This window comes from Microbulbifer maximicatervae (SeqCode), from assembly GCF_052467225.1.
Genome location: NZ_CP174303.1, coordinates 889,211 through 912,951 on the forward strand (window position 1 = coordinate 889,211; position 23,741 = coordinate 912,951).

A 23,741-nucleotide genomic window follows, 5' to 3' on the forward strand; every position below is an offset into this window, starting at 1 on the left:
TATCCCTTAGCTGTTAGCGGTGCGTTGTTCCGCTTTCTGTGGGCGTCCCATGGTCAGCAGATTAAGGAATTTAACCCCGGCCATTTGCAAACTATCGACAATCTCATTGGTTTTATTTTGTAGCATTGAGTTAAACAACAGCAGGGGAATGGCAGAAATCAAACCGAATGCTGTAGTGTTCATCGCTACGGAAATACTGGTGGAGAGCATGGTCGCTTTTTCAGATGGGTCGGCACTGGCTACTGCAGTAAATGCAGCAATCAGACCCATAATAGTGCCGAGTAGGCCCAGCAGAGTGGCAATATTAGCGAGAGTGGCCAAGTAACTGGTGCGTTTTTCCAGACGGGGAACCGCTTCGAGAATCCCTTCCTCAATAGCCAGGGCAATATTTTCCTCGCGCTTGGCAAATTGCAAAGTGTTGATGCCCGCTGCGGCGATACGGCCCATTGCTGCATCGTTGTCTCGGGCCAGCTGCAAGACACTTTGATAGCTGCGTTTTTGCAACATGGGCAATACTTGTTGATACGCCTTTTTATTGGCATTCCGCGCGCGTGATAAAAATATCCAGCGCTCTACTACCATTGCCAGTCCGATCACCAGGACTACCGCAATTGGGTACATGAAGGGTCCGCCATTTTGGAAAAAACGCAGCATCGCTTGAGTGAATTCCATGATTTAATTCTCCACAGATAAAGTTATAAATTTGTAGTGCAAAGGGAGAGCGATTGAGTTCCCACCCTTGGTGTATAAAGAGGGCCGCGGGACGTTGAAGCCTGCTGCGGCGGTTCCATGTCTTCGCTGTATAAATTCAGCAGCGCCGCTTCCATACGCCGCAAAAAATTATTTTTTATTTTGATGGGTCGGCCTAATCGGTTTTTTCCTGTTCAGCTTGTAACAGCTTTATTTCCCGCCGAAATTCCGAATATTCCTGATGTTCAAATACAGAGGAGAAAGTTTGCGGCAGAACGCTGTCGAGCCTTTGTAAACTGTCGGCTTGCTTCCAGGGAATGATATATAAAACCTTAGGTTGTTCTTGACTGCCAATTACGGTGGACTCCAGCGTTGTTATTTCCTCTGCTGTTGCGCCATATGCAAAGATAGACAGGCTCAGTATGAGCCTAGAAAATAATTTCATTGTTAAAGTCTCCGCTCCAGCTCGAGTATCCATGCACTGAGCAATTTATCCTGTTCAGTACCGGAATCTTGCGCTGCCATATAGTGCTGAAGGGCGCGCTCGGGTTGTTGCAGGTAAAGGTCGTAGAGGATTCCCAGGTTGCGGTGTGCATCGGCATAGTGTGGCCAACGCTCTATGGCCGCGTTGTAGTATTGCTCCGCATCTTCGAACCGCCCCCGGTCACGCATCAGCGCGGCGAGACGATTCCAGGCAAATACATTGTTATCGTTTACAGCAATGGCCTGTAGAAAGCTGCGCTCGGACCCCTCGTATTTCTCGCCGGAATGCTGCACGATTGCCAGGTTAAGCCAGGCTCCAGACAGCTCCGGCCACTTTTCGGTAATTTGGAGCAGTTGCGATTCAGCTGCAGGTAAATCATTTGCCTGAAAATTCTGGCGAGCCAGTTCCATCGCCGCACGGGCCTGTTGCGGTACCCTTTTAACATCTCGCAAGTAGGGATTTTCTGTCAGTTGTTGCGCGGTGTCACTATCTGCGGGCGATATCGTCTTTTGCAGACCGCTACATGCGGAGAGTAAAAAAAACAATAGCGCAGTAGTGAATAACCGTGCGATTGAAGATATTTTCTGTGCGCTCAATTCAGTGCAGTGCATCACTCCACTCCAGGGTTTTTTCTTCTTTTTTGTAGCGTGCAGGTAGCAGCTCTCCCAGTGAGTGGAAGCTGCGTTTAACCCAGTCGTCGTAAATACCTTCAACCGTGCGCTGGATATTGGCCTCGTGAAGCTCTATGGACTTCTCCTCAAAGGGATAGGCCTGTTCCTCCAGCAGAATTTCGTATTGTTCCAATTCCAGCTCGTTCAGGTTTTTAGGGCGCTGTGAGTCCATCAGGTCACGGCTGAGCTGTCGGTACACTTCCGCGAGGCGATAGTTTGCTTGAGGGGTGAATTCTGCGATGCCAAACTCCAGGACTTTGCGGTAATCCGCCACGGTAGTTTGCATGGCCCGCTTTTTATTAGCGAGACTGGTCTTTAATGGCAAGCGCAGTGCCAGTTCAGCAAATTTCGCATAACTTTGTTCCGCCAGTTCACTTTGAGAATAAGCGGCCAGGTAACGCCCGCGGGGTGACTGCAGCGAGTTCTGTGCAAGTTGTTGTAGCCAGTAATTCCGCTTGGTGGGCTTTTTAGTCTGAGCGTAGATTTCGACCAGCTGAAATTGCGCTTCCAGACGTTGCTCAGCGGGCTCTGGCCACAATTTGCTGTAGTTGCGATAGCTTTCAATAGCCCTGTTGTACTCACCGGCTTTTTGCAGGTTTTCTGCAGCCATAAACAGGGATTGACGGCGAACTTCCCGATCCGGATCTGTAGCGGCTAATTGCAGTAATTCTGAGGCGGCAGCCGCCGGCATTTCCAGAGCTTCAAAGATAACGATGGCTTTGGCAGCCAGTGTCGGCGTCAAGATATGCGCGGGATAAAACTGGCGGAAATCAGCGAGTTCTGTGCTGGCGCGCTGCCACTGCCCTAATTGAATAAGAAAATTAATCGCATCATATTGGGCGGTGGCCGCAACCTCTGTGCGCCCGCTATCGCGGATACGCAGCAGGTGATTGAGGGCTTCCTCACTGGGAGCGGCATCCTCACTCTCGCGCTGGGCCAAAATGATTTCTGCCTGGCGATAGATGGATAACTGCAATTGGCGCAATGCGTCTTTGCGCAGCTTATCGTCTGGCTGGTAGCCGAGCGCGCGGGTATAGGCAGCCTCTGCCTGGGGATATTGCTTCAGGGAAAAATGGCTGTGGGCCAGTATTATTGCAATACTTAGTTGCTGTTGCCTATTGGCTGGCGGTTGCCATTGATCGGCGTGCTCGGCAGCGGCGATGGCTTCGGCAAAGCGCGATTGTTGTAACAACTTATCGGCAGCGGCCAGCTGTACTGGCAGAGCTCTCGGGTCTTGGGGCCAGCTCTGTGCAAATTTCAGGCTCGCTTCGATATTGCGATCGAGCCACAGGATTTTCTGTTCCGACTCTTGATCCGGAGTTTGTTCATGCACTCTGGCTGCACTGAGGATGGCTCCGTAGCCGGCTTCGGCAGCATACTTGGGATCTTGGTATTCCCAGGCTACCTGGCTGTAAGCGCGCCAGGCGGCGGGGTGATCTGCAGCCTGCTCAAGACACTCTGCCATTAGGAAAACCATGGAGGGCGTGCGCGGGTCTTGTGGAAAAGTCTGCGCGTATTCCCGATATAAAGCAGCGGCACTGCGATAGGCACCCAGTGATTGTGTGCTGACAAGGCGGCGCTCTTTCACTTTACTTGCGGGCAGCTTTGCCACCTGCTGAGCTAATTCTTGTGCGCGGGCGTGGTCAAATTGGGCCAATTCGTACAGCCATGGTTGCAGGGTTTTGGCTAATTCCTGCTGCTGAGTTTCATCTGCTGCTTGCCAGTAATCACTGTTCACACCATAGCGCCGTACAAAGTCCCGCTTCGTCGGCAGAACTTCTTTATGTAGTCTCCCCGCTTGCAAGGTTTCGACGGCGAGAAGATGGAGCTGTGGGGCCTGTTGGGTTTGCGGGTAGTGATTTACGAATTGTAAAAAGGTATCGGCACTGTTGCGGAACAACTCTTTTTCCCGATACCAGGTGCCGAGTGCGCTGTATAGTTGGTGCTGATAGGGACGTGGCTTTCCATCGAGGTTAAAAGACTCAATGGCTTCAGCGCCGCCCAGGTAGCTGAAGTTTAATGCGAGCCCACGCAGGCTGTCTTCACGCAGGCGCTGTCGTCCAACAGGGAGCTCCTCTTCTTGTTCCTCGCTGTGCAAAATATCCAGTGACTGGAGAAAAATTTCTGTGGATGCGCGGTAATTGCTCGATTTAAATTCTGACCAAGCCAGCATATAGCGAGCATTATCCGTAAATGGACTCGGCCCCTGCTTGAGCAATGCTCGGAAGTCTCGGGCGGCGCTGGGGTAGTCTTTGCGGTTAAATGCCGCTTCGCCACGGCGGAATAACACTTCGCCAATAAATGGTGAATCCGGTGAGCTGCCAGCAATCTTTTCCAATGCCTGTAAGGCTGCAGGCATTTCCCCATCCAGTGCCCGGGCGCGAGCTAAGCGATAGAGAATATAGTCATCTTTCGGACGCTGTGCGGATAGGCTCTGGTAATAATCGACCGCGCTGGAGTAGTCGACAATAGTGTCAGGGTTGTCGGACTGTTCTTGCTCCAGTCGCTCCATTTCCAAGTCCGCCAGGCGCAGATGGATTTGCTGCTGAACCTTTGGGTCGGTATGGCTCTCCAGTGCTGTGCGGTAACTTTGCACCAGGCTTTCCAGCGCGGCAGCGGTTTGTGCGGGCGGACTTTGCGGCGCCTCTTCCTGAGGGTTGGGGGCGGTAGCTCGGGGCAGGTCAGCGAGGGTTTGTACCGGCTGATTGCCACAGGCTGTCAGGGCACAGCAAATACCAATAGCCAGGGAGCGCAGGGTAAACACAGCAGCCGGATGCGGGGCGTTATTCATTGTCTGAGGCCCCGGTATTATCCGTGTCACTGTCAGCCTGAGAGGCTGCGGGGATCGCCTGCATTTCAGCGTCTTGCAGACGTGCGATAGCCAGTCGTGTGTGGGCCATATAATTGTGAATTTGCTGCTGCTCTCTACCCAGCTGAGCGATAACCTCTCGGCGTAGGTCGGCTTCAATTAATTCGCTGGCTCGACCTATCGCCGCTTGCTTAGCTGGAATTTCGTCACCGGCGGTGACCACCCGATAGGCTAGTTGGCGAAGTTGTGGCCCCCGCTGTGCTTCGGTATCTGTTTTCTTGCGTTGTTCCCGCCCCCTGCGTAACTGCTCTTCGAGCAGTTGTAGGGATTTTTGCTGCTGCCACAACTTCTCGTGATACTGTTCACTGGCTTGCCAGAGCAAAATCCCCCGGGCTTTCGCCAGGGTTTCTGCTTGTTGTTGGCTGGCCTTGCCGCTGTGCTGGATTTTTTTAAGACGTTCTTGAGCGCCGGTGAGAATTTCCAGTAATTCGAGGCTTTCACTTTGATCATCTGGAGTGGCGGTGGTCGACAATAAAGTGAGTGCGTCGCGCTCCTGTTCAATATCCTCGAGAGCTGCCCTCAAATGATCATATTGCTGTGTTGCCATCTGCAATTGCTGGTCAAACTGGGCGCTATTGTAGTTATCAATAATCGTTGTACGGCGCAGGTGACGCTCTTCGATAAGGTCGGCAAATTGGGGTAGTTTATCTTGCCAGGTCTGTAGGACCTGGGTGAGCTGCTGCAGATCGCGCAGCTCGGTGAGCCGCAATTGGAAGTGGTCACTTTGTAGGATTGGCCGCAGAAAGTGTTGGTTATCGCGCAATAGGGGAGAGGCCTGGGCTAGTTGTAACCAGCCATAGCGCCAAGCCTCGCGCTGAACAGGATCATAGGCCAGCGGTTCCGTCGCCAGGTCTTGCTGTAACTGGTGTAACTCAGTGAGCGTTTCCAGGTAATAAGCTTCAGCGCTTTGATATGCTCTGAGGGCTACAGAGCGATTTTCCAGTTTTTCGTAACCATAAGGCAGGGCTACCATCGCTTCCCGTGCGGCGGGACTGTAGCGGTGTTTATCCAGTAAAAATTGCAGTGCGTCTATGCCCGCTTGGTAGTCCTCACCATTGATAGAGGACCAAGCCATTCCCAGGAGTGCGCGAGTTGCCCAGGGCGTGTTGAGGCGAACCCTGGAAAAGGCTTCTTTAGCTGCGCTGTGTTGCTCTGCAAGAGCCAGGGCGTACCCCATACCAATATGGGCTTTATCAATGAGTATGGGAATTTCAGATGAAGGAATATCAATTGTTTCTGCAAAATCAACAGCGACTTGATATTCGTGAATTGCTGCAGGCAATTGGCCGGACCTGGCAAAGGCAGCGCCTAAGTTGATATGTCCCAATAACTTTTCCGCAGGGTATAAATCGCTGGTTTCCAGTAATTTTTGAGCCGTGGTGAGGTCTTTATTGCGCAGCGCTAAGTTGAGAGGTAGAGAGGACTCCTCGGCAACCCCTGACTTTTCCAAGTGTGCTGCTGCGCTGACAAAATCACCGTTCAGGTAATTTAATTCGGCCAGCTTTAACCAGGCAGTGCGGCGATATTTTGGCGCAGCCTCGACATTACTCTGCTGTTCAAAAAGTTCAGCTGCTCGTCTATGTAAACCAAACCCTAGGCTGATCCCGCCCTCTATCAATGCGGCGTTATCCCTGTGAATTTGAATTGAATCCCGCTGTTGAGCAACCAGCAGTGTGCTCAGGGCATCAAAGTAATTCCCTTGAAAATACTCGTAAAGCGTAGCGCCATAAGCCAGGTCTTGAGCCCTTTGGTATTTTTGTGGGGCTCGCTGCTCATTGCTGGGACCGTTTGTTTCGGCCACAGTATCAGCTTCCTGAGCGCAAAGGTTACTTGCGGCAAGGATGAGCGCCAGGGATAGGGTGCGGGTAAAAGATGGGTAGTACATGGCTAATCAGGGCGTTGGCCACTGCACCAACTCAAACTCCGGCTGTTGTTTTCCGGAGTTGTCTGAGATAACCAGTTCAATAACGGCGGGCTCATCACCTTTATTCAATTCCAACTTGGCTGCCCGCTTGTATTCGCGCCCTTCGGGCCCAAGGCCAGTTATAAAAGCAGAAATAGTGTAATCACCGGATTTTAGGTTGCCTTTGTAAAGCGGTTGAATACCACCGCGAATCAACGCTTCCCGCTGATGCTCCGTATACAGATGACTTGCACTTAACTTGTTATCGATGTGTAGCTTTACTGCATCCAAAGTAAAATAGTGGCCTACATCCATAGACACATAAAAGGCGATTTGGCTCTGTGCGGGATAGAGCAAATCTTCTTCAAGAATCAATAAATCCCTGTTTAATTTAAGTACATCGCGCTTTAATTCTTCCAATTTCTCCGCAGAGAAATCGCTTTCCTGAGCCTGCACAAACGCAGAGCCTAAAAGGCCGATAAATAAAATAAAGCACTGAAAGGGGCGTCTCATGGCAGACCTTTTGATAGGAATTGGCATTATTCTTTGGTCGGCGCAAATTATGTCAGGGGATCAACGATCTGATGTGATCTTGTTGGCAAATTTTCTATGAAGATAAAACGGATTACTCAAAGATTCTCCAAACCGCGACTGAAAAACAACTTCCGGTTACTATCTATAACTACTGCTTCAAATTGGGGCAATCGATTAATAAGTGCCAAGCCTTTCTCTTTTCCCAGAACAAACACACTGGTAGAAAGGGGGTCGGTATCAAAGCCGCGGGGGCCAATAATGCTGACACTAATCAACTTATCAGTGTCTTTTGCAGAAGTTTCCGAGGGTTTTCCTGTGGATGGATTAAAAATATGGTGCACTCTATCCTGCTGCTCATCAATAAAATAACGCTCGTAATCACCTGAGGTAGAGATAGCAATATCACGCAGGGGGATAACCGCAGCATTCTTACTTTTTTCACGGGGGTGGCGAATACCCACTAACCAGGGTTGCCCCTGTTTATCTCCCAGCATGCGTGAATCGCCACCGGCACTGACACTGGCGCAGCAAATGTCTGCCTGCTTGAGGATCTCAATTGCCCGATCAACCGCATAGCCTTTGGCAATTCCCCCTAAATCTATTTTTGTGTTTTCGTGGCCAAAACGGAGTGTATTGGCCTTTTTATTCAGTTTTAAGTGACGGTAATTCAACGCTTCTAACAACGAGTCCGTTAGCTGGGCGTCTGCCTGTTTCTGCTGGCGAAAATCATAGTGCTTGCCCAGGGTGGCGTAGCTGATATCGAATGCACCATCGGTGAGCTGACTAAACCAAAGGGATTTATCAATCAGGTTGGTGAGCTCTTTAGAAATATTGACGTTTCCCCGGCCAGCTGTGCGGTTAACGAGTGATAGTTCACTGTTTTCCTTATAGGGCGAGAGCTGATCGTCAAGTCGATGAAACTCTGCCATGACCTCTTCAATAAGGTGCTCGGCTTCAATGCCGTCCTCGTGCCAAAGTTGTAGGCGAACCTGAGTTCCCATAATTGCACGTTCAGCGTAGTGCCATTCGGCCATCGAAGGAATTGCGCAAAGTGTGGCACTACACAGTAATAGCAATTTAAAAAAGCGGAACATCACTTATCCAAGTTAAATAATGGGGGCGAAGGCAGTCATACTGTCTTGTAAGTTACTATCGCCGAGACCGTGATTCGGAAATAAGGTTGAGAAATTACCTTGCTCCCCGTGCAGGGCCATATAGTTGAGTACTACAGTTTCCACCAATAAATTGACGTTGTTAGCGGCGGGGGTGGATGTTGTTTCTACATCACCGGAGCTGCGCATATAGCCGAGTTGCTGGTGGATCGCCTGTTCGTCCGCCGTGCCACCGAGTAATTGTGGTCGGCCCGCCGGGTTGTATACCAGGAAAAATGAGGCGGCTGTCTGTTGATCATCGCCAGTCCAGACGCCTTTGCCACGGCCTTCTACCGAGTCGTCCAGCATTCCGTTGGAGAAAACGGAACCATCACTAAAAACGTAAATCATCAGGGGCTGGTTGCGGCGGGCGGCATACTCCAGGCAAGCGCCAATACAGCGCCCAGCGCGCAAATCGCGAATCTCTCCTGTGGCGCGGTCGCCGGTATGGTAGTCATAGCCACCCATGGTAATAGTGCCTGCACCGGCATATCCATTGACGACCAGCTTCATCACTGAGGCGGTCTTTTGGAACTCTCTGTCTCCACTCAATTCTGAACTGGTAAAAACACCGGATGGCCCGACGATATCAGGATCGGATTCGGGATTTAAATCGGCAGGGTTGCCAAAGCGATCAGCCAGGTCAGCACTTTTCATATAGCCGCAACGCACCAGGTCTTTAATGACTGCATCGGTGCTGACTTTAGTATTTACGTTGCTGAGTTTCGCTTCGGAGATACGGTACATGGACTCCATCACTGCGACAGTGTCCTCCTGACTGAGCAGCCCCACCAAGTCTCCTACATCTACAAGGCCGGTAACGTCGGAAGAGCGATCCACTTTGGTGGGGCGAACTTCGGGGTTGATCATGGCGGAAGGAGCCATGGAGTTACCACCGGAATCACTGGAGCTGGAGCCGATCAGGGCCAGCAGGGAACCGTTTGCTCCCGCCTGGTTAATACCGTACATGGGATTGTGTGGGTTGTTGCCGGTATCATTTTCCGAGCGAGCGGGAATAACCGCACCGTTGGTCGCCGATGCTGTGCCAGCAGCGATTTTTTCCAGAATGCCTCGCAACATGCCGCTGTCACTATGGAAGGCGAGACCCAGGTCAGTATTGATAAATTCATCACCGAGGGAGGGAACCATGTCCCCGGGGAGGCCTTGCTTGTTGTAGCCGGCTGTGCCGAGAAAATCCATTTGTCCGCCCTCTTTACCTACCAGCACATTGGAGCCTGCGATATTGGCGCCGCCGGCGAGATCGAAACAAATAAAAGGAATTTTACCGGCACCGAATGCACTGACGTCACAGGGGCCGCCATTGGTTTTTCGCAGTGCTTCCAGGTCCGAGGAAAGGGCTGCATGGGCACTGCGGGGATTGGCAAACAAGCTGAAGACAGAACCGCCCAGCACTGTTCCCATACCCGCTCGGAAGCCTTGAGCGAGAAAGTCGCGGCGTGTTACCGGGCGGTGGTGGTCCGGGTGCCGTAGGGGCTGGTCCAGATCAAAGTGTTTTTTCTTGCTCATAATATTCCCGGATATAGTTTTCGGTGTGCCGGCTCTTTATTGTGGAGGGGCTTTACCGGCGAAAGTTTTGCCGACAAAGCCGCTAGTCTTTTTTATGCGATCAGTGAATCAGGATCATGGCACTGCCCATGGCGGCAGCACATACGGCTTTCACCGTAGTTTCTGTGCGACCTGAATCGCAGCTGCTGCCACAGGCGGTCATGGTGTCGATAAGCGTATCCAGTTCTGTCTCTACAGAGGCCAGGTCCGGGGCGCTGGCAAGCTGCGAGACGCTGCCGTCATGCCAGTTCATCTCGTGGCCAAGCAAACCTTCCATGAGCGGATCAATTATCTGCGCGCGTTTGCTGGCGCTGTCGAAGGCGGTGTCTGCGGAAGCGCTGAAGTCAAATCCACTGAAGTAGCTGCTGCGCTCACTGGAGTCCACCAGGGTGCTGCAATACTTCACTGCCAGCTGGGTAATACCCATTTGCTGTGCAGCGAGAAATCCTTCAATGTCACTTTCAACCGGAAGCTGGCGTTTCACAGTTTCCCAGGTTTCATAAATATCCGGGTGGGACATGGAGACTCCGGTCGCCTGGGACAGGCTTGCATGGATTTGTTCAAATCGGCGCAGACCTATGCGCGATTGCGCTTCCAGATCAGCGGCATCCGCAGGTTCAGCTGGAGTGGCCTCAACCCGGTTATAGGTTTCGCTGCCGATTTTTTCGAAGGTCAGGAAAAATTCATCATCGAGGGGGCCCTTATCCAGAGTGATAATGGTCCCGAGCCTGGAAAGCTGCTGGCCCTCACCTGCTACGTAGCTATTGTCGACTGCAGTGGATAACTTGGACCAGGCCTGGCCCACCTCCGCTTCGCGGCCATTAATACCGATACGCATTCCCTCAATGGCGATTCCAGATGGATCGACACTGTCGTCGAGGCTGACAAAGGTGGGTTCACTAAACAGATAGGCATAATTATCAAATTGCTGCACAGTAAACATGACATAGCTTTCGGCAATGCCTGTGTGCTCTTCAACTTTGAATAACAGCAGATATTTTTCACCGACGCCGACTTCGTAGTTGGTAGCAATATCCTCTTCCGATAGGGCGCGGGAGTGAATTGCCAAAAGGCGAATGGAGCCTTCCCAACTGTTGCCGTTACTGACTTCGCTGCCTACTGCGAGAGCAAAGGTATCGTCCCAGGTAGAGAGTAAACCGGATTCACTTGGGTCTGGCTCCCCGGTATTTGCACCGTTAACGTAAAGCTTGCGTCCGTTAATTGGATCGTAAGTGGCCACCACATGCTGGAGACTGGCTTGTACAACCTGGTCGGCATCATCGGTTGCCAGGGCAGGCATACCGTCCGCATCGGTGTTGTCATTGCGGTTTTGCACGGTGTAACTGTATTGATCCTGGCCGAGAGTGAAGTTGCGAATATCATCGCCACCGGAATAGGTGACGATACGCGCGGGCCCATCCTGTGAGACGTTGGCGGGTGCCGCCCAGATTTCAATTGAGTATTCACCGGTGGCTGTGAGGGTATCGTAAAGTTTGCTGCTGGTTGCAGTAGCCCCCTGTGCTTTACCCCCCTTCAATTGCAGCCCCCAGGAGTCGATCCACTCCACATCGCCAGATAGGGCGAGATCAATTGCAGGGTTAACTCCGGAGGTATCGTAGGCAGTGGTGCCGCTGCCAGTTTTAAATTCATAGAGAGCAATTGCATTGCTCTCTATACGGCCGCCACTACTCGCAACAATGCCATCTGTGAGGCGCAGTGCCTTACTGATAACCCAGTCGGGGTCTACCTCGGTGACACTGATAGTGTCGGCAAAGGCTTGGATCGCATCGGTCATTTCCGCTTCGTTATCTGAGCAGTCATCCCAGCAGTTGTGAAATTCACTGCCCAGGCGCACAGAGAAACGGGAGTCGGCCGGAGAATCCAGGTTAATTTTACTGACCGCAGATGCGTAGGCGAGATCGACATCAGAGCTGGCAAAGTAGGGGGTTTGTGCCGTTGTCGCATCTTCACTGTGACAGTTGGCACAATAGCTGCGCAACAGAGGGTAAACTGTAGTGCTAAAGCTGCCGCTGGATTCGGGGAAACTTTTACTGGCACCCACCTCACGCTCGACAGGTGCGACAAGGGTGATTGTATTGCTTAGGCCGCCGCTAGCCCGAGCCCATTCCTCGATATAGTTGGTAATAATTTCCGCACAGGCATCATCGCTGGAAAGCCAACAATTGTGCCCACCACCAACCTTGGTTACCAAACGGGATTCATCGGGAACTGATAAGTTAATTAACTCACGCCCGGCATCGTAGGCAGCATTGATATCATCGCCGCGGACAAAATGTGGGCTCTGGTTATTTTCAATATGACAGCTGCCGCATCGATTTGTCGCCGCCAGGTTATCCCAGATGTACTGTTTATATTGATTGACATCATCGGTTTCAGGATCCGGTCCGGAATAGGCAGCGGTGCCATCGTTGTCGCTGGTATCCGGTTGGCTTTCGGTGCCCTCTCCACTGCCACCACTACAGGCACTGATTGCCAGGGCAGCACAAAACAGTGAAGCGATACGAAGCGTGCGAACTATCAGTGTATTTTCTATCACTGGGAGACTTTTATAGGTTTTCATTTTTTAATCTCCCGCGCAGTAAACCGCAGTGTCTGCGTATACCTGCTTAAGTTTGTAGCCGGTATTGCTGAAGTCATCGGTAATAGTTTCGATTCGGTTGCGGTCGGTAGAATCTTCCGGCTCGCGCAGACAAACTTGGCGAAACACCTTAGTTACTTGGCATTTGGCGAAAGCTCGGCTGTTAGACAACTCCTCTCCCAGGGATTTGATGCCGTTGCCGTTGCCGGATAAGGTGTCGCTCCAGCCCAGATGCATATTTATGCCCTCGCGCCAGTAGTTAACCCAGCTGTCGTCGGGAATAATAAAACCGTGGGGAAAATTGCCGCTGTTGATCAGGTTTTTGGCCTTAACACGGCTGCCGGTTTCTGGATCTATATCACCGGCTGCGTTGTAATCCAGGGATCCCTCTTCTCCATCGGGATCATTGTCTGCATCGTATACATAGTCGTAGTAAGCGAATGCCTGTGCCATGGGGTCCATGCCACTGTGGCAACCGATACAGTTATTTTGGAATACCCGACTGTCGCCACCTGGGCTGCGGCTTACATCCTGGCGAATACGATCCGGTGAGCGGGAAGTATCCTGCACCTGCTCCATGTCGTTACACAGGTGATTGAGCATGGTAAAGCGAAACATGGCGCGATTGGTTCCCGCACTAAAAAAAGCCTTGGCGGCGGCGCGGCTGGTAAGAATGCCGGCGGTGGCATCTGCGGGGAGACCATTGAGAGAGGATTGGGCTTCCTGCACCAGATTATCCTGCAGGGAATAACCCCCGGCTTCCAGTGTCTCGTAGTGGTCATTATTTCCCGTGTTGTAGGAGGGCAGGCCAGAAATATCACCGGTGTAGAGAATATTTGCCGAGAGCAGTTGGCGGAAGTCCATATCGTCCCGAACTATGCCGATTACCGTCGCAGTGTAATCATTTAATGGTTCAAATACGTCCTGCTCCTCATTAGTCCAGGGAGTGGCCAGATTTTTTAGAGTGACATTATAGAAGGCGTCATTCTCCATTGCCGTATACGCCGCAGCGGTGGGATCACCGTTTTCTATATCCTCTGCCATATCCAGCAATACACTCTCGCTAGGAATGGTTCCGGTGATGCGGCTGTGAATTTGGAGAGCCTGGTCCTGCGATGCTGATAGGGCAGAATTACTCCACAAACCTACTCCGAGCAGTGCGGTTACCGTGGTGAGCCGGAGTACACGCGCTCGAGACGAATTATTTTTCATTGGACTATTTTTGTCGGTGAGATCACTGGGATGTGGCAAAGCAGTCTAAAAGCAGATTTCAACAATGTCAGAATGACTTTCAATATTTGCGTCCCAGTTGGCAAACTTTTTGTGCGCAACTTGCGAGAATTAGCCTCAGCGGTCAAAGCCGTATAAAAAAGTTCTTAGGCTAAGAGCACAAAAAAGGCGTGTGCTGCTCGTGCCAAACCCGGGTGGATAACAAAAATGAAATGTTTGCGTGCGCTACCGCTTTTGCTATTGGTGACGGCCTGTAGTGGCGGTGGCAGTTCCAGTGGTGGTGAAGACCAAGCCGAAGATCCCGTGGTGGAGGACTATCCTGTTGCTTTTGTACTTCGTCAATTAAGTAGTGACGATGATGGCAGCCTCCTTCAGGATAATATTTATGAGCCCGGGGAATTTTTTGCCGGAGCTCAACTGATTTTAAAAGAGCGTGCAACCGCCAGTGCTGCAGAAACTGTCATTACTGCAAATATATTTGACGGTGATTACGATGTAAAAGATCTGAATACTTCAGCAGATGGCAGCCAGCTTATATTTGCTATGCGGGCACCGGAAATAGAAGACGCTGATGACGATGAGCAGCCTACCTGGAATATTTGGGTATACAACACCGAAACAGAAGAACTCAATCGGGTAATTGAGTCAGATTTAACTGCTGAAGAAGGCCAGGATATCGCTCCCGCTTTTTTACCCGATGGGCGCATTATTTTTTCTTCTACCCGCCAGCGGCGCTCCAGAGCTCTTTTACTGGATGACGGTAAACCGCAATTCTCGGCCCTGACTGAAAATCGAGAAGAGCCGGCATTTGTACTCCATGTAATGGAAGCGGACGGAACCGATATCACGCAGATATCGTTTAATCAGAGTCATGATTTAAATCCAGTTGTACTGAGCGATGGACGGATTCTGTTTAATCGCTGGGACAATGCAGCAGGTATCGATAAATTAAGCTTATATACAGTAAAGCCAGATGGTTCTGACCTGGCGGTTTATTACGGTTATCACAGTCAAAATACGGGTACAGAAGAGACTGAGGCCGCCTTCAATCGACCGCACGAAATGCCGGATGGCCGCCTTTTGGTAACGTTGCGCGCTCCCTCTGGGCTCACTTATGGTGGCGATCTCGTGACTATCGATGGAATTGTTTATAGCGAAGCCTACAGTGAGCCGGAGCAAAGTGGTGAAATGGTCGGGCAGGCTTCTATCACTGTTGGAGAAGTCACTACCGACGATACTATTTCTCCCCATGGTACTTTTGCTTCCGCATGGCCATTCTACGATGGGACAAGTCGTTTGTTGGTAACCTGGAGTGAATGCCGGGTTATCAATGAAGAAACCGAGCTGCTGGAGACCTGCCCGGATACTCTTACCGAAGACGAAGAAGTTCAATTGGCAGACCCACTCTACGGCCTGTGGATTTACGATTATATCGCCGGTACCCAGCTTCCTATTGTGGTTGTGGAAGAGGGAGAAATGATATCCGAAGGGGTTACTCTGGAGCCGCGCACTGAACCCACCTATATTCCAGATCCTGTCCCGGGAGTCGATGTCGATGCGGATCTGGTGGAGGAATCTGTCGGAATCCTGGATATTCGCAGTGTTTATGATTTTGATGGTGAAGATATTGCCGGAATCGAAACCTTGGCGGACCCCGCCCAAACCACAGCAGATTTGCGGCCTGCACGATTCCTGAAAATTTCCAAGGCCGTGGGCATTCCCGATGATGATGTTCTGGACTTTGATGGAGCGGCATTTGGCCGCAATGGTAATCAGGGCATGCGTGAAATATTGGGTTATACCCCAATCCAGCCCGACGGTTCCGTAAGGGTAAAAGTTCCCGCAGATATGCCCCTGGCAATATCCGTTGTCGATGCGGATGGAAAACGCATTTTCGATAGTCATAACAACTGGTTACAACTACAAGCGGGTGAAGTGCGCAGTTGTAACGGTTGTCATACTAGCGATAGCGAAGCTCCTCATGGCCGCACGGATATGCAGCTGGAATCAGCTTGGGTTGGAGCACCGACCTCGGCAGCACCATTTGCCAATACTGAGCCCGCGCTACTGGCGGAAATGGGCGAGACTATGGCTCAATTATTGGCCCGTTATATTGGTGAGGCTGAACTTGAAGGAGATCTGCACTTTACCGATTTATGGACTGATCCTGCGGTACGGACTAAGGATGATGAGTTATTGCTTTCATACGGTGATTTGAGTACGGATGCACCGGTGGAATCCACTTGTTTAACAGAGTGGGAAAGTAATTGTCGAATCGTCATTCACTATGAACAACATATTCAGCCGCTCTGGGATTTCCCCCGTGAAGTATTGGATAGTACAGGAGCAGTAATAGCTGATTATACCTGTACAGTCTGTCACTCTCCTGTTGATGCTGCTGGAGCAACTCAAATACCCGATGGGCAATTAGATCTCACAACCTCGGCTTCCTCTGTTAATGATGCTTGGTTTGTTTCCTATTCCGAGCTGGTGGCCGATCGCGCTGAATTGGAGTTATCCAGTGGGGTGCTAACACCGCGGCTTGTACAGGAATTTGATGATGATGGAAATCCTGTTTACGAGGTTGATGAGGATGGTGAATTAGTTCTCGACAGTAACGGTGATCCGATTCCGGTAATGGTTACCGTCAATATTTCCTCTCCCTTGACGAGCTCTGCTCTTGAGAGCTCGTTTTTTTCTCTCTTTGAAAGTGGTGGCGCACATCAAGGGTACTTAGAAGATGCCGAGTTGCGCTTGATTGCCGAGTGGTTTGATATTGGCGCTCAATACTATAACGATCCTTTTGCGGCGCCGGCAGATTAAAGCATGTTGAAGTTACACCAAAATTCTATTGGCAGTTTCGCGGTATTTGTATTGCTGCTACTTTTTTCTGGGCAGGCTTCTTCTGGACAAACTTTGATGGAATCTGATTCTTCAGATGATACCCCACAAGAAGAATTGGTTGAGACTGAGACTGAGACTGAGACTGAGAAAAAATATAAAGGCCTTGAGGATGCAGAGCCGGTTACAGTCGGTAATGCATTTATTAATATTTACCGAGGCCCGGGGCGCGGTTACCCGATATTCTATGTCGCTGAGTATGGTGAACAAATTTGGCTGCTTAAACGCCGCACCGACTGGGTAAAAGTGCTTACTTCACGCAATAAAAGTGGCTGGGTAAAAGTTGACGACTTACGTGAAATCTACGGAGAAAATGGAGAAATTGTTCGAGTTCCTCTGCCGGATTTTTCCGATGTTGACGACGGTTACTTTTACCTAGGTATGAATTACGGTGATTTTGCTGGAGCGGACTCCCTGGGAGTTAGCCTGGGCTACCAATTTACTGCCAATCTAGCTACTGAAATACGTGCAACCCAGGCGGTAGGTTCCTATTCAGACAGCCAAGTCTATCAGGTAGCAATGGTCCACCAGCCATTCCCACATTGGAAAATATCCCCTTATTTTGTTTTGGGAGCTGGGATAAATATTACCTCTCCAAACGCAACTATCGTTGCCACCGAAGATCGGCAAGATACAACGATGTTGGCGGGCGTAGGGTTGCGTACTTACTTATCGCGCCGTTTTGCCATCAAGGCGGAATACACGAATCACTACTTGCTTACTACGCAGGAAAATAATCAGGAGATAGTCGAGTGGAAACTTGGTTTCGACGTATATCTGTAGGCTCCGCGGCACTTTCCGCATTGGTGGGGACCCAGGTATGCAGTGCTCAGCAGGATGATGAAGTACTTGCGGATATTGTCGCACCTGAACTGGAACGGCGAGAGATACGTGACGCCCTGATAGATAGTGAAAATATAGAAATTGGTTTGTTTGCTGGTGTTATCAATGTCGAGGATTTTGGCTCAAACTCCCTGTACGGCACTTCAGCGGCCTACCATATCAGCGAAGATTTCTTTATAGAGGCCACCTATGCCCAGACTGAGTTGGGAGAATCCAGCTTTGAAAGGTTGAGCGGTGCCGCACCACTACTGACCGATGAGCAGCGTGAACTCAGTTATTACAATACCTCTGTGGGCTGGAATATTTTCCAGGGTGAGTATTTTGTATTTGATGACTGGGCCTTTAATGCCAATTTTTATGTTGTGGGAGGTGTGGGAAATACCTCGTTTGCTGATGAGGAGCACTTCACTTACAACTTTGGTGCAGGAGTGAGAATGCTTGCCAACGATTGGCTCGCGGTGCGCCTTGATGTTCGCGACCATGTTTTTGAACATGAATTATTTGGCGAGGCCCAAGTCACCAATAATCTGTCTGCCCAATTGGGACTTACCATCTTTTTTTAATTGATCATCAAAAATAACAAGGACTCTTCCATGAAATACCTGGCTGCTTTCCTGACGCTGCTTTTATCGATGTCACAGGCTTCCGCCGCAGAGCCCTCTAAGGATTTTACCTTGAGTTCCAACCAGGGTGGAAATTTGAGGCTTGCAGAGCAGCGCGGCGATGTCATTATGCTGAATTTCTGGGCTTCCTGGTGTGGCCCTTGTCGTCAGGAAATGCCGCTGTTGGATCAGTTACATGCTCGCTATGAAGCTGCTGGCTTCCAGGTTTGGGGAGTCAATGTGGATGCACAGCGTAAGGATGCGGATTCACTATTAGCGAAAATCCCAGTGGATTTTCCGATTCTTTTTGATAGCAAAGGGGAAGTGAGCAAAATGTATGGTGTTGCCGCTATGCCCAGCACCGTATTTATTGATCGTGATGGCAACGTTCGCTATATCCATAAAGGTTATCGTGACGGGGATGAAGCTGCCTATAAAAAAATGATCAAGGAATTGATTCGGGAGTAGTGTCATGCGTGCACTATTGCTAGTTTGCACTTTCTTGATGAGTACAGGTTGCACTGTTAACCCGTGGATTGCACCCTACGAACGGCAATTTCTTGCGGATCCTATTATGGGGTTTGAGCAGGATCCGGTAGCTGCTCGCTATATGAATCACGTGTATGAAGCTCGCGAAGCTGCGCGTGGAGCTGAAGGAGGCAGTGGAGGTGGATGTGGCTGTAACTAAGCTTCTATCTCGCTTGGGCGGGTTGGCATTTTTAGCACCGCTCTCTGCCGTGGCCGCAGTGCTTCCCGAAGAGCGGGCAGACAATATGTATCACGCCTATAGCGGTGGTGGAGTGACCATTGATGGGCCTTCAGTGTTGATTCGCCAGAATGTTGGCAACAATGTTTCTCTGTCTGCCAATTACTATGTGGACATGATTTCCGGAGCCTCTATTGATGTGGAGGCCACGGCCAGTGAGTATTCGGAGCAGCGGGATGAATACTCCTTGGGTGCTGATTACCTTGTGGATAAAACTACCATCAGTGTGGGGTACACCAACAGTTCTGAGAATGACTACGAGGCACAAACCGTTGCTTTCGGCATCAGTCAGGGTTTCTTTGGCGATTTAAGTACTATCGACCTGCGGGTTAGTTACGGAAGTGATGATGTGCTCCGCAATGGCGACGATAATTTTGCCGAGGAAGCGCAACACCGTCGCTACGCATTTAGTTGGAATCAGATTCTCACGCAAAAGCTGATTGCAGAGGTGAGTGTCGAAACTGTGTCGGATGAAGGGTATCTCAACAACCCTTATCGCAGTGTTAGGTATCTCGATGAAGCATCTGGAACAGGGTTTAGCTATCAGGCCGAGGTTTACCCCAGAACTCGCAACAGTGATGCGGTTGCCCTGAGGGCCAAATATAGATTGCCCTATCGCGCAGCGATTAAAGGGGAGTATCGACACTATGCGGATAGTTGGGGAATCGTTGCAGACAATGTAGAGTTTCGCTATACCCATCCGTGGAAAGAACAAGACGAGTGGGTTTTTGAAGGAAAGATCCGTTACTATCAGCAGAGTAGTGCAGATTTTTACAGCGACCTTTTTCCCTATCTCAACGCTACCAACTTTCGTGCTCGTGATAAGGAGTTGAGCAATTTCACAACCTTGGCCCTTGGCCTGGGAGTGTCCTATGAGTTGCCACGGCGCTGGTCTCTATTAAATCGCAGGAATACAATTAATCTTTACTGGGATCATATTCTATTTGACTACGATGACTTTCTCGATGTCACGGTACACGGTTCAGCGACATCTATCAGTCCCGGTGACGAACCGGCTTATAGTTTCTCTGCCAATGTAATTCGATTATTTTGGTCGGTCCGTTTTTAGGAATGGGGGCCTCTGCGTTCTGTTTTTCAGAAAATAGTGCAGAGGCTCAATAATTTTAGCCAATGTTGATTGATTACATAGAGTAATCCCGAAGAATTTTTCCAATCCTTATACGATAGTTATCAAATAATTTTTTTTTGCCCAGATGTTGTGCATCACAATGTGCCTTGTGATTTTTCCAATTCACTACAGATTCTTCATCCCGCCAAATTGAGAGTGACAGAACTTTTCCTGGTTGATTGATGCTTTGGAATCTTTCGACTGAGATAAATCCATCAAAGTCGGCCAGGTGTTCTTTTAGGTCCGCTGCAACGGCCAGATACCTGTCTTTTCCTGAAGGCTTTGGTGTAACTTCAAATATGACGGCAATCATCACTGATTTCCCTGTGGGAGCTTCAGGTAGGTTTTCGGCACAGCCTTTAAAAAGCTGCGCTTCTCTTCAAGGATAAACTTCTCTCTCATCGCAAACTGGAAATTCTCACTGCCCTGAGGAGACTGCTTCAGCAGTTTTCGATATTGTTCATAGTGAGCCAAGCTGTCAAAGTTAATAATACCAAAGGCCTGAAAGTTGGTGCCCTCAGAAGGTAGAAAATACCCTAATAGCCGTCCACCACAATCTGGAATAATTTTGCCCCAGTTCTCCGCATACAGACGGAAAGAATCAACCTTAAACGGATCGATCTTGTATTCAATAAAGCAGGTTACAGTCATCAAAGTTGCCTCTATTCATAATTTGCTGGCATTCTAGATGGTTTAATTTTCTATACTTCGGTGTTCAGCGAACTGTTGCGAGGATAACCATGGAACCTGACATTTCGGTAATATCCAGTTTGATTGGGGATCGGGCGCGCTCAAAAATATTGATGGCGCTTATGAGTGGAAAAGCACTGACAGCAACAGAGTTAGCCTGTGAGGCTGATGTGACTGCACAGACTGCAAGTAACCATCTTTTCAAGCTGGTAGATAGCAAGCTGCTGATAGTTCGCAAGCAGGGTAGGCACAAGTACTTTCAGCTGGCGAGTCATCAAGTTGCCGAAGCGCTAGAGGCACTGCTCAATCTGAGTAGCACCCTGGTACCTCAAAAAGTTACCACTGGGCCCACAGATCCAGATTTAAGGAAGTCCCGCATCTGCTATGACCATTTAGCAGGAATGGCTGGTGTACTATTGTACGAGGCCCTATTGGCTAGTGAGTTGCTCTCTGAGCAATCACAGCAAGTTTCCTTGACCAAAGAGGGTGAAATATTTTTTCAGGAACGAGGAGTAGCCGTAGCTAGTTTTAAGCAGCGTAAGCGCCCGGTTTGCAAGTCATGCTTAGACTGGAGCGAACGAAAAAGCCACCTTGCAGGCAGCTTGGGTCAATGGATACTCGAAGATGCCTTGGCAAAGCAGTGGGCGGTAAGAAGAGCGGACTCCAGGGCGATTACTTTCTCCCAGAAGGGGCTTTTACTGTTCTCGAAGCGTTATCAGATTGATCACTCCAAGTTGCTATAAATTATTTGTCAGCTCGTTATCAGATTAAAGGAAAGCCCCGTTAACCATATCAACTGTGCTCCATAGCTGAGACGTTGGTGCAGACCGGGGTTGGTTTTTTCTTCGTAGGCTTTTTTTAAGGTAACAGTAAAATAGATAGAAGCGAGCAAGCAGGCTGTACTAAATAGCCTGAATTCTATTGAGAAGTAACTACTGAAAGTACTTAGCAATGGCGCAATGAGTAAAGACAACAACATAAGCATCCCCGCCCAGGAGTGTATCTGGCATTCAAGACTAGGGGTTTTTGTATAGGGATCTGCATCCATAGGAAAATAACCCGCAACCCAGGTTCCAATACCGTGGATGATAATTAAAACTCCAATGATGGTAAGTACAACTGGGGCCTGTTCAATTTGAATTATATCCAGGCCAAATAAGAAGAATAATATGCCAAGTGGGTAGTTGTTAATGAGGGGGAGAGCTTCTGGGTTGGGCTTCCAACGGCTCCTAGTTCGCTACAGAATTGTCTTGAATGGCTATAGCCAGAGTATTTTGCTCCTGCCAATGTAACACCTACAACCATCCATACCAGCGAGATAAACCCCAAGTAAGCAAACACTGTATGAGCCCCGACTGGTTATGTTGGGGCAGAAGATAGCACTAGATAAAAAGTCCTTTCAAGTTAATCCTTGTCTTCAAACGTGCCAGGTTTATTGCTATTTCAACTTTATCTAAAAGCGATTCTTGCCATAAAGATAGGTGTTTTTGTCCTTATTGTTCGTATCGTTTTAATTAATTTTTTATTAGTTTAAGTCTAATAGAGTAATTAATTTTTTATACTAGATCAGGTGCTGGAAAAGGAGTTGAGGGGACGAAAATGGATAATAATGACAGCAAAAATTTTTCTAATGCCATAGAAGTACTATCCCTGGCAGCGCGGTACGCTGAGGAGTATGTTTCCGATATTCGCGATCGCCGCGTAAGTCCGTCCGCCTTTGATATTGATCAAATGCAATTTTTTAACAGCGACTTGGCCCGGGCTGGGGAACCGGCAGAGGCTGTTGTCGAGAGCCTGCATCGTTATGGTTCTCCGGCAACAGTTGCCAGTACCGGTGGGCGATTTTTCGGATTGGTGGTAGGTGGGGCTACGCCAGCTTCTATGGGCGCGGCGGTAATGAACGCCGTTTGGGACCAAGTGGCGGTTCTGGAGGCGTCAGCGCCTTCTGCAATTTATCTGGAGCGTATTGCGGCAAACTGGATATTGGAATTGTTAACCTTGCCGGTGGAAAGTAGTGTGGGTTTCACCACAGGGTCATCTATGGCCAATATGGTATGTTTGGCTGCTGCGCGAAATATGCTTTATCAAAAGTTAAATATTGACCTGGCAAAAAGCGGGCTAGCCGGTGCGCCGCCACTACGTATTGTTGTTTCTGAACAGTCCCATGTCACAGTTCACAAGGCGCTCTCTATTCTTGGATTTGGTATGGACCAGGTGATTAAAGCGCCCTGTGATGAACAGGGGAGGGTGCGTGCAGATACTTTTCCCGAGGTTGATGAAACCACCATTATTTGCCTTCAGGCGGGCAACGTAAACTCCGGCAGTTTTGATCCGTTTGCAGACATAATTCCCGAAGCTAAATCCAAAGGTGCCTGGGTACATGTCGACGGTGCCTTTGGTTTGTGGGCAGCGGCATCTCCAGCGAAATCAGTGTTGACTACTGGAGTAGAACAAGCAGATTCCTGGGCTGTAGATGCTCATAAATGGCTAAATACGCCTTATGACTGCGGTTTGGCAATTTGTCGAAAGCCGGGGTCTGTACACAATGTGATGACAACCCAGGCGCCATACTTGCAAGTGGGATCGCTGGTGCCCCCCAAGGATATGGTGCCAGAATTCTCACGTCGGGCCAGAGGGGTGGAAGTGTGGGCGGCGATTCAGGAGATGGGCCCGAAGGGAGTAGCGGCGATGATTGATCGCTGCTGTATCCATGCCCAGCATCTGTGCGAAGGCTTGGCAGAAATGGGCTATGAGATCCTTAACGATGTAGTGTTAAACCAGGTGGTGGCAACTATTGGCACTGCGGAAGACATTCAAGAGATAGTCAGGACCATACAGGAGGAGGGCGTATGCTGGTTTGGAACTACTACCTGGAGAGGAAAAACGGCCCTGCGTATTAGCATCTCTTCCTGGGCGACTACCGATAATGATATTGCCCTCACCCTGGATGCTATTTGCCGGGCGACGGAGGCTCAGATGTCCAGATAACCCTTTGTGTGACATGAAATACTAGAGGCCTTCTAAAGTAAATAGCACTTAATATTTGCATTTTTTAGGTTAGGCAGGGATATTGGTGAATTACTAAGAGGTTTTCTTTTTTCTACCTTTGGGTG

At 49.7% G+C, this 23,741-nt stretch carries 21 protein-coding genes; 8 read left to right on the forward strand and 13 right to left on the reverse strand.

The features are described 5' to 3' along the window. Positions 1–6 precede the first annotated feature (6 nt). The 10 genes from ACJJIZ_RS03890 to ACJJIZ_RS03935 all read right to left on the reverse strand — a co-directional run bounded on the left by ACJJIZ_RS03890 (position 7) and on the right by ACJJIZ_RS03935 (position 13,679). Complete coding sequence (locus ACJJIZ_RS03890; RefSeq protein ID WP_108734861.1) at positions 7–672, reverse strand: MotA/TolQ/ExbB proton channel family protein; 666 nt, start codon at positions 670–672, stop codon at positions 7–9. Positions 673–865: 193 nt separating this feature from the next. Next, positions 866–1,135, reverse strand: a complete 270-nt coding sequence (locus ACJJIZ_RS03895) for a hypothetical protein (protein ID WP_444915257.1) — start codon at positions 1,133–1,135, stop codon at positions 866–868. A gap of 2 nt (positions 1,136–1,137) precedes the next feature. Further along, positions 1,138–1,785, reverse strand: a complete 648-nt coding sequence (locus tag ACJJIZ_RS03900; RefSeq protein ID WP_444915258.1) for a tetratricopeptide repeat protein — start codon at positions 1,783–1,785, stop codon at positions 1,138–1,140. Continuing rightward, complete coding sequence (locus ACJJIZ_RS03905; protein ID WP_444915259.1) at positions 1,772–4,636, reverse strand: tetratricopeptide repeat protein; 2,865 nt, start codon at positions 4,634–4,636, stop codon at positions 1,772–1,774. The genes ACJJIZ_RS03900 and ACJJIZ_RS03905 overlap by 14 nt, the downstream gene beginning before the upstream one ends. Further along, positions 4,629–6,599: an ATP-binding protein gene (locus ACJJIZ_RS03910; protein WP_444906965.1), complete on the reverse strand. Its 1,971-nt coding sequence runs from the start codon at positions 6,597–6,599 to the stop codon at positions 4,629–4,631. Before ACJJIZ_RS03910 ends, ACJJIZ_RS03905 begins: the two co-directional genes overlap by 8 nt. A gap of 6 nt (positions 6,600–6,605) precedes the next feature. Next, positions 6,606–7,130: an AraC family transcriptional regulator gene (locus ACJJIZ_RS03915; RefSeq protein WP_444915260.1), complete on the reverse strand. Its 525-nt coding sequence runs from the start codon at positions 7,128–7,130 to the stop codon at positions 6,606–6,608. Between the two features lie 116 nt (positions 7,131–7,246). After that, a complete protein-coding gene (locus tag ACJJIZ_RS03920; RefSeq protein ID WP_444911732.1) occupies positions 7,247–8,245 on the reverse strand; it encodes an FAD:protein FMN transferase in 999 nt (332 codons plus the stop codon). 12 nt (positions 8,246–8,257) lie between these two features. Beyond that, complete coding sequence (locus tag ACJJIZ_RS03925) at positions 8,258–9,829, reverse strand: hypothetical protein (protein ID WP_413663678.1); 1,572 nt, start codon at positions 9,827–9,829, stop codon at positions 8,258–8,260. Between the two features lie 100 nt (positions 9,830–9,929). Then, the gene (locus tag ACJJIZ_RS03930) at positions 9,930–12,449 is read right to left on the reverse strand and encodes a LamG domain-containing protein (protein WP_444915261.1); all 2,520 of its coding nucleotides are present in this window, start codon (positions 12,447–12,449) and stop codon (positions 9,930–9,932) included. Positions 12,450–12,452: 3 nt separating this feature from the next. Further along, positions 12,453–13,679, reverse strand: a complete 1,227-nt coding sequence (locus ACJJIZ_RS03935; RefSeq protein ID WP_444915262.1) for a hypothetical protein — start codon at positions 13,677–13,679, stop codon at positions 12,453–12,455. Between the two features lie 225 nt (positions 13,680–13,904). Here ACJJIZ_RS03935 and ACJJIZ_RS03940 point away from each other — a divergent pair, with 225 nt between their 5' ends. From ACJJIZ_RS03940 to ACJJIZ_RS03965, 6 genes are read left to right on the forward strand one after another with little or no spacing between them, the layout of a single operon-like run. Further along, a complete protein-coding gene (locus tag ACJJIZ_RS03940) occupies positions 13,905–16,520 on the forward strand; it encodes an HzsA-related protein (RefSeq protein WP_444915263.1) in 2,616 nt (871 codons plus the stop codon). A 3-nt stretch (positions 16,521–16,523) separates the two neighbouring features. Further along, a complete protein-coding gene (locus tag ACJJIZ_RS03945; protein ID WP_444915264.1) occupies positions 16,524–17,381 on the forward strand; it encodes an outer membrane beta-barrel protein in 858 nt (285 codons plus the stop codon). Next, on the forward strand, positions 17,351–18,004 hold the full coding sequence (locus ACJJIZ_RS03950) for an outer membrane beta-barrel domain-containing protein (protein WP_444915265.1): 654 nt from the start codon (positions 17,351–17,353) through the stop codon (positions 18,002–18,004). Before ACJJIZ_RS03945 ends, ACJJIZ_RS03950 begins: the two co-directional genes overlap by 31 nt. 30 nt (positions 18,005–18,034) lie before the next feature. Continuing rightward, positions 18,035–18,511 carry a TlpA disulfide reductase family protein gene (locus ACJJIZ_RS03955; RefSeq protein WP_413663672.1) on the forward strand — a complete coding sequence of 159 codons (477 nt, stop codon included), beginning with the start codon at positions 18,035–18,037 and terminating at the stop codon, positions 18,509–18,511. A 4-nt stretch (positions 18,512–18,515) separates the two neighbouring features. Continuing rightward, positions 18,516–18,731 carry a DUF4266 domain-containing protein gene (locus ACJJIZ_RS03960; protein ID WP_413663671.1) on the forward strand — a complete coding sequence of 72 codons (216 nt, stop codon included), beginning with the start codon at positions 18,516–18,518 and terminating at the stop codon, positions 18,729–18,731. Continuing rightward, on the forward strand, positions 18,667–19,878 hold the full coding sequence (locus tag ACJJIZ_RS03965; RefSeq protein WP_444915266.1) for a DUF3570 domain-containing protein: 1,212 nt from the start codon (positions 18,667–18,669) through the stop codon (positions 19,876–19,878). The genes ACJJIZ_RS03960 and ACJJIZ_RS03965 overlap by 65 nt, the downstream gene beginning before the upstream one ends. A 73-nt stretch (positions 19,879–19,951) precedes the next feature. Here ACJJIZ_RS03965 and ACJJIZ_RS03970 read toward each other — a convergent pair whose 3' ends face one another. Together ACJJIZ_RS03970 and ACJJIZ_RS03975 are read right to left on the reverse strand one after the other, a co-directional pair. Further along, positions 19,952–20,251, reverse strand: a complete 300-nt coding sequence (locus ACJJIZ_RS03970; protein ID WP_444915267.1) for an antibiotic biosynthesis monooxygenase family protein — start codon at positions 20,249–20,251, stop codon at positions 19,952–19,954. After that, positions 20,251–20,589, reverse strand: a complete 339-nt coding sequence (locus ACJJIZ_RS03975; RefSeq protein ID WP_444915268.1) for an NIPSNAP family protein — start codon at positions 20,587–20,589, stop codon at positions 20,251–20,253. The genes ACJJIZ_RS03970 and ACJJIZ_RS03975 overlap by 1 nt, the downstream gene beginning before the upstream one ends. An 89-nt stretch (positions 20,590–20,678) precedes the next feature. Between ACJJIZ_RS03975 and ACJJIZ_RS03980 the strand changes: the two genes are divergently transcribed. Further along, positions 20,679–21,371, forward strand: coding sequence for an ArsR/SmtB family transcription factor (locus tag ACJJIZ_RS03980; protein ID WP_444895806.1), 693 nt, complete (start codon positions 20,679–20,681; stop codon positions 21,369–21,371). Positions 21,372–21,379: 8 nt separating this feature from the next. Here ACJJIZ_RS03980 and ACJJIZ_RS03985 read toward each other — a convergent pair whose 3' ends face one another. Continuing rightward, positions 21,380–21,820: a DUF998 domain-containing protein gene (locus ACJJIZ_RS03985; RefSeq protein ID WP_444916184.1), complete on the reverse strand. Its 441-nt coding sequence runs from the start codon at positions 21,818–21,820 to the stop codon at positions 21,380–21,382. Between the two features lie 407 nt (positions 21,821–22,227). On the opposite strand from ACJJIZ_RS03985, the gene ACJJIZ_RS03990 reads away from it, so the two are divergent. Then, on the forward strand, positions 22,228–23,616 hold the full coding sequence (locus ACJJIZ_RS03990; RefSeq protein ID WP_444915269.1) for a pyridoxal phosphate-dependent decarboxylase family protein: 1,389 nt from the start codon (positions 22,228–22,230) through the stop codon (positions 23,614–23,616). The last annotated feature ends 125 nt before the right edge of the window (positions 23,617–23,741 follow it).

Excerpts from the sequence above, each read along its gene's own strand:
- ACJJIZ_RS03895 (WP_444915257.1), bottom strand. The coding sequence starts at position 1,135 with ATGAAATTATTTTCTAGGCTCATACTGAGCCTGTCTATCTTTGCATAT.
- ACJJIZ_RS03970 (WP_444915267.1), bottom strand. The coding sequence starts at position 20,251 with ATGATTGCCGTCATATTTGAAGTTACACCAAAGCCTTCAGGAAAAGAC.
- ACJJIZ_RS03905 (WP_444915259.1), bottom strand. The coding sequence starts at position 4,636 with ATGAATAACGCCCCGCATCCGGCTGCTGTGTTTACCCTGCGCTCCCTG.
- ACJJIZ_RS03920 (WP_444911732.1), bottom strand. The coding sequence starts at position 8,245 with ATGTTCCGCTTTTTTAAATTGCTATTACTGTGTAGTGCCACACTTTGC.
- ACJJIZ_RS03960 (WP_413663671.1), top strand. The coding sequence starts at position 18,516 with ATGCGTGCACTATTGCTAGTTTGCACTTTCTTGATGAGTACAGGTTGC.
- ACJJIZ_RS03915 (WP_444915260.1), bottom strand. The coding sequence starts at position 7,130 with ATGAGACGCCCCTTTCAGTGCTTTATTTTATTTATCGGCCTTTTAGGC.
- ACJJIZ_RS03935 (WP_444915262.1), bottom strand. The coding sequence starts at position 13,679 with ATGAAAAATAATTCGTCTCGAGCGCGTGTACTCCGGCTCACCACGGTA.
- ACJJIZ_RS03925 (WP_413663678.1), bottom strand. The coding sequence starts at position 9,829 with ATGAGCAAGAAAAAACACTTTGATCTGGACCAGCCCCTACGGCACCCG.
- ACJJIZ_RS03955 (WP_413663672.1), top strand. The coding sequence starts at position 18,035 with ATGAAATACCTGGCTGCTTTCCTGACGCTGCTTTTATCGATGTCACAG.
- ACJJIZ_RS03980 (WP_444895806.1), top strand. The coding sequence starts at position 20,679 with ATGGAACCTGACATTTCGGTAATATCCAGTTTGATTGGGGATCGGGCG.
- ACJJIZ_RS03900 (WP_444915258.1), bottom strand. The coding sequence starts at position 1,785 with ATGCACTGCACTGAATTGAGCGCACAGAAAATATCTTCAATCGCACGG.
- ACJJIZ_RS03965 (WP_444915266.1), top strand. The coding sequence starts at position 18,667 with ATGAAGCTCGCGAAGCTGCGCGTGGAGCTGAAGGAGGCAGTGGAGGTG.
- ACJJIZ_RS03940 (WP_444915263.1), top strand. The coding sequence starts at position 13,905 with ATGAAATGTTTGCGTGCGCTACCGCTTTTGCTATTGGTGACGGCCTGT.
- ACJJIZ_RS03990 (WP_444915269.1), top strand. The coding sequence starts at position 22,228 with ATGGATAATAATGACAGCAAAAATTTTTCTAATGCCATAGAAGTACTA.
- ACJJIZ_RS03975 (WP_444915268.1), bottom strand. The coding sequence starts at position 20,589 with ATGACTGTAACCTGCTTTATTGAATACAAGATCGATCCGTTTAAGGTT.
- ACJJIZ_RS03945 (WP_444915264.1), top strand. The coding sequence starts at position 16,524 with ATGTTGAAGTTACACCAAAATTCTATTGGCAGTTTCGCGGTATTTGTA.
- ACJJIZ_RS03890 (WP_108734861.1), bottom strand. The coding sequence starts at position 672 with ATGGAATTCACTCAAGCGATGCTGCGTTTTTTCCAAAATGGCGGACCC.
- ACJJIZ_RS03930 (WP_444915261.1), bottom strand. The coding sequence starts at position 12,449 with ATGAAAACCTATAAAAGTCTCCCAGTGATAGAAAATACACTGATAGTT.
- ACJJIZ_RS03910 (WP_444906965.1), bottom strand. The coding sequence starts at position 6,599 with ATGTACTACCCATCTTTTACCCGCACCCTATCCCTGGCGCTCATCCTT.